The following is a 4,562-nucleotide window of genomic DNA, read 5'->3' as shown; positions in this document are numbered from 1 at the left end:
AACAAAAGCAACCATAAATACAGCTACAGCAGTTGTTGGTACAAAGGGTGTTGGCACACTAACAAAAGTAGGGAAGACTTCGACTGGAGTAACAAGTGGTAAGTTTACTAATAATTTGAGTAGTAAGGGTACGATTAAAGATAGGGTATCAAATAGAGATATTGATAGGTATTATGAGAAAACTCAAAATATTAGAAGTGATATTAATAGGGAAATTGAAAAAATAATAAATTCTGATGAATATAAAAATCTATCAAATACACAAAAGAATAAATTAGATAGAAAAGTGAAAAAAATGAGTACTGCGAATGTTGCAGTAGCAGATGTGAGTATTTTAGGTATAAAAAAAGAATTCCAAGCACACAGTCAGATTCATTCTTCTGATAGTCTAGGTAGTAATGTTGGAGATTTCAGTTATTCCAAAACAGACAGATTATTGGAAACGTATGTTGATGATGGGTTTCCGCGATTCAATGACACAGAGGCTAAGATTCTTGAGGATATTGCTTCTCAAATAAAAGATCCTAATACGAAAGGTCGAATAGATTTGTTTACAGATTTAGATGCATGTCAAAGTTGTACAAATTTAATTATGGAATTCAGGAGAAAGTATCCAAATATCGAATTAAATGTTTATTCTAAAAATATGAGATAAGGATTGATGAGATGAATATGACAAGTTATGAATCAATAAAAAATTCTATAGTATTAGATTTTGAGGAATATATTAAAGAAGAGGGGTTAAATGTAGCACAGGTGGCAGCAAAAACTTTGGAAGAAGATTGGAGAATTGTGAATATAAGTTTATTTACTAAAACTTTATATTTTGTTTCTATTGCAATAGAGAGTTTAAAATACAAAGAAATTGCTGATTTTGTATATTCTAAATTAGATAGTTACCTAGTGAATACTAAATTTGAAGAGACTGTAGATGAGAATGATGTGGAACAATTGCTGCAAGACATTCGTATTTGTAAAGAATTAATCAACAAAAATAATTATGATATTAGAGAAACTAGCGATTCTACCAAAGCAAGGGTAGAATATATCTTAAGTTTAAAAATTGATTAATATTTTATAAGCGGTTGTTCCTGATATTTACTATTAAATTCTTTTATTAATTTAATTTGCTTGTAAGAGTTAAAAGAGGAAGAAGTTATAATATTTAATTGTCTTTTTGAAGATAGTTATTGAGTTGTTAAACCTTGACTGGTTATATGCCTTCAAGGTTTTTTCTTAACTCAAAGAAGTTTGTGGTTAAAAAATAATCTGATATTTGATTCATAAAATACCTTCTTCGATTCAAAAATTTTATGAAAATGTTCACGATGGTTTTTATTATTATGCGAGTGAGTCGATGGGCTTAGTTCCACTAGAATCAGTAACATATCTTGGTGATGAAGATATTGAATGGAGTATTATTGATGATTTAGAAGAACCGATAAAAATTAACCTAGATTCATCTTTTGGCTTTTTCACTAACGGTATGGGAAGCTATATAGCCATAGATTATACAAATTGTGTTGATAATAATGCAACCTTTTGGTCTGCGAAATTAAAGCCAAAATATAATATCAATTTTTGGAGTTATGTAGATGAATGGATTGTAATTGGATTTGAAAATTAACTTTGTAAAGGTATTTTTATTTTTTAAAAAATAAAAGCAAGATTTTTTAGAACCTAAAAATATTGTTAGGAAAATTACTTAAAGCACTTGATGTATAACACTCAACAAGTGCTTTTCGTGTTTTCACATTCGCGATAAATTACCCTTAAAAGAATTATAGTAACGTTGCAATATTGATGTAAATATTTCTGGGCTTAAGCCATAATTTAAAGCGCACAGTAGAGTTAACAAAGAATATGAAGCAGTTTAAAGCCCACACAGCGGTTGCACATCATAGTGCACGAAAAAAGGGCGACTAGTCCAACCCGAAAAGACTTACTGGAGTATGCCGAAAGGTACCACAAAAAAGGTTGTGAAAAAACAAAGGCAGCGTGTCGAAGGCAAAGTAACAGGTAAAGACCGCTGTCAAACAGACGAAGCAGGTAGTGAAGAAACAAGTACTACCAGCGATGAAAAAAGCTGCGAAAGCTACGACCAAAGCCGTGAAAAAGGCTGTACAACCAAAAAATCTGTTAAATACGCTCCAAACGGGCTTAGATATAGTAGGGATGGTCCCGGTTGTAGGAGAAGTAGCAGATGGCGTGAATGGTATTATTTATGCGGCAAGAGGTGACAAGGTCAATGCGGCCCTCTCCTTTGGCGCTATGATTCCAGTGGTGGGCAATGCGGCAACAGCTGGTAAATGGGTCAATAAAGGTGCGAAGGCAGCGAAGGGTATCAGTGAAAGTGCTCAAAAAGCGAATAAAGGTCTTTTAGGCAATGTAAAAGAAAAAGTCAACAAGCAAGTAGCGAACGCCAAAACCCAGATCCAAGCAAAAGTAGACGAAGTCAAACAACAGCTGCGTCAACTAGGAGCACCGCAGATGGAGTTGGCAGGTGTGAATGTTGGACGGATTTCTGATACAGGAACGGTTGGAAAAAATACGTCCTCCTCGAGTCCGAAGCCGTCTAATTCCCAACCACCGCAAAATGGCTCGAATAAAAAGCCTAATGAGAATAAGGGTACGGATAAAAATACAACTAGGGTATTAAAACAAGACGAAGCTATAGATGTGGCAAGGAAGAAGCTTGCGCAAGAACGAGCAGAACTTCTTAATGGTAAATATATAGATCCAAATACAAATGATATCCATATTCCACATGTTATAACTGCTGCTGTTGATATGAAAACTGGAAAAACTTATACTGGTTATAATGGTGTTGGTACAGATTTAAGAACGGGAAATCCTAGATTCAATCCGACAGCATCGGATTTACACGATGATACTAAAAAGTTGGTGGAAAAAACTAAACAGAGAGCGATGGAAAAAGAAGGTAAAGATAGTTTTGAGAGATGGGAAGTAGAAAACTGTGCAGAAATTCAAGCAGTAAATCAAGCTTTTAAGGAAGGAGCAAAGCTTGAAGATATTATCTTGAGCACCATCTCTACGAAAAATGGTAAATACAAGGAAATGTGTGGGAATTGTAAAGTGACATTTGAGGAGTTTATTGTTGATATACCTTTTGGTAAAAAGTGAGGTTTTTAGAATGGAAAAACTATCAATAAAAACAAAAAAAATATTAAAACAATCAGGGTGGACACCAGAGCGAAAAAAAGATATTAGTTCACAAGTAAAATATTTAGAAGATAAAGGATATATAGTTTTCGATTGTGTAAAAGAGGCACTAGAGCAATTTGGTGAATTAAAGTGTATCTACGAATATAATGGAAAATTGGATGATTTTGTGATAGATCCGGAGGAAGGGCTGGGGGATTTAGACAGAAGACATTATAAAAGATATGAAGTTATAATAGGTGAGGATTTGGTTGTAATTGGTACTGCTTTTAGAGATAATGCAGTATTGTATATGTCTAAAGCAGGGGAAGTTTACGCAGTACGAGATGATTACTATATTTGGAAAATTGGTTGCGGAATATATGAAGCTCTCAACAATTTATGTGAAGGGAGAGAGTTAAAAGTAATACATGAAGAGCATTTAGAAAATTAAGGTGATAAGTATTACCTAGCGCTGAATGAAACCGTTAATTACACATAACTCATGTAATACACTTATGAAGATTTCGTCCTTTCATTTTTTCATTTGTACGCATATTAATGCGTGAATTTTTCACCTGAATAACGGTATTCCATTACAAAAAGCAGGTCGATTGTGGTTAGATAACTCCATGATAGACCTGTTTTTGTTATCTTCGTTTTTTTGAAGATTTTTCAAGAAAAGGGATGTATACTATCCAAGCATGAAAAATTACTGGAATGATGCAAAAACAAAGTTGGTTCAATTTATATTAATCAAAATTATTATGCATGGGTACCAATGGATGCAAATGTTGGAGAGATGTATGAAGTTATTGTTAAAGATGAAAAGTAAATTTATCAAGAACAGTAGGAACCATCTGAAATTGATAAAAAATATGTTACTACACAATAAGAGTACGTTAAATTGAATGAATGATAATATGGTGGTAGCTGGGAAAGACAACTGCCACCATTTTTTTAGATCAGTCTGGTTTTATAATTTAAGGGGACGGTTAAAGACAGACCATAAAGGGCTTAGATATCTATCTTAGGCTGTATTAATATACTAAACTTCAATTAACTGAAACTTTTAGTTTTTAAAGGCTTATTATTTGAATCAACAGTCTATGAAGGTAAGCATACACACAAGATTGGTTGCAATGAAAGCTATAGAAGACTGCTATAATTAGTAACTCGATTCATATTTACATACGAGAATGACAAAGCACTTGGCGATAAACAAGGATATAAATAGTTTTTTTAATTGTGTACAGTTAAAGATATCCTTGAATTTGAATTAATAACTCATGAAGGCTGGACCATCAAGGAGTATTATGTAAACAGTGGAAAGAAAAAACGCAAGAGAAAAAGAAGAAGTGGGGTAAATTCTTTACCAAGGCACGGAAGCTCTATAATAA

The 4,562-nt window shown here is 33.2% G+C and carries 4 protein-coding genes and 1 pseudogene; all 5 read left to right on the top strand.

The window, feature by feature from the left end:
* On the top strand, nucleotides 1–655 hold a 655-nt coding region (locus tag RT445_RS23080), incomplete at its 5' end, for a deaminase domain-containing protein (protein WP_312507667.1).
* A 17-nt stretch (nucleotides 656–672) separates the two neighbouring features.
* Entirely contained in the window at nucleotides 673–1,071 is a 399-nt protein-coding gene (locus tag RT445_RS23075; RefSeq protein WP_269898137.1) for a hypothetical protein, read from the top strand.
* 214 nt (nucleotides 1,072–1,285) lie between these two features.
* Nucleotides 1,286–1,627 (top strand): annotated as a pseudogene (locus tag RT445_RS23070) (SMI1/KNR4 family protein); the annotation flags it as partial.
* A 425-nt stretch (nucleotides 1,628–2,052) separates the two neighbouring features.
* On the top strand, nucleotides 2,053–3,144 hold the full coding sequence (locus RT445_RS23065) for a hypothetical protein (RefSeq protein WP_312507666.1): 1,092 nt from the start codon (nucleotides 2,053–2,055) through the stop codon (nucleotides 3,142–3,144).
* A gap of 10 nt (nucleotides 3,145–3,154) precedes the next feature.
* Nucleotides 3,155–3,616, top strand: coding sequence for an SUKH-3 domain-containing protein (locus tag RT445_RS23060; protein WP_012295132.1), 462 nt, complete (start codon nucleotides 3,155–3,157; stop codon nucleotides 3,614–3,616).
* The last annotated feature ends 946 nt before the right edge of the window (nucleotides 3,617–4,562 follow it).

This window comes from Lysinibacillus sp., assembly GCF_032093475.1.
GTDB classification, from domain to species: domain Bacteria; phylum Bacillota; class Bacilli; order Bacillales_A; family Planococcaceae; genus Lysinibacillus; species Lysinibacillus irui.
This window is presented reverse-complemented; position numbering and strand designations above follow the sequence as displayed.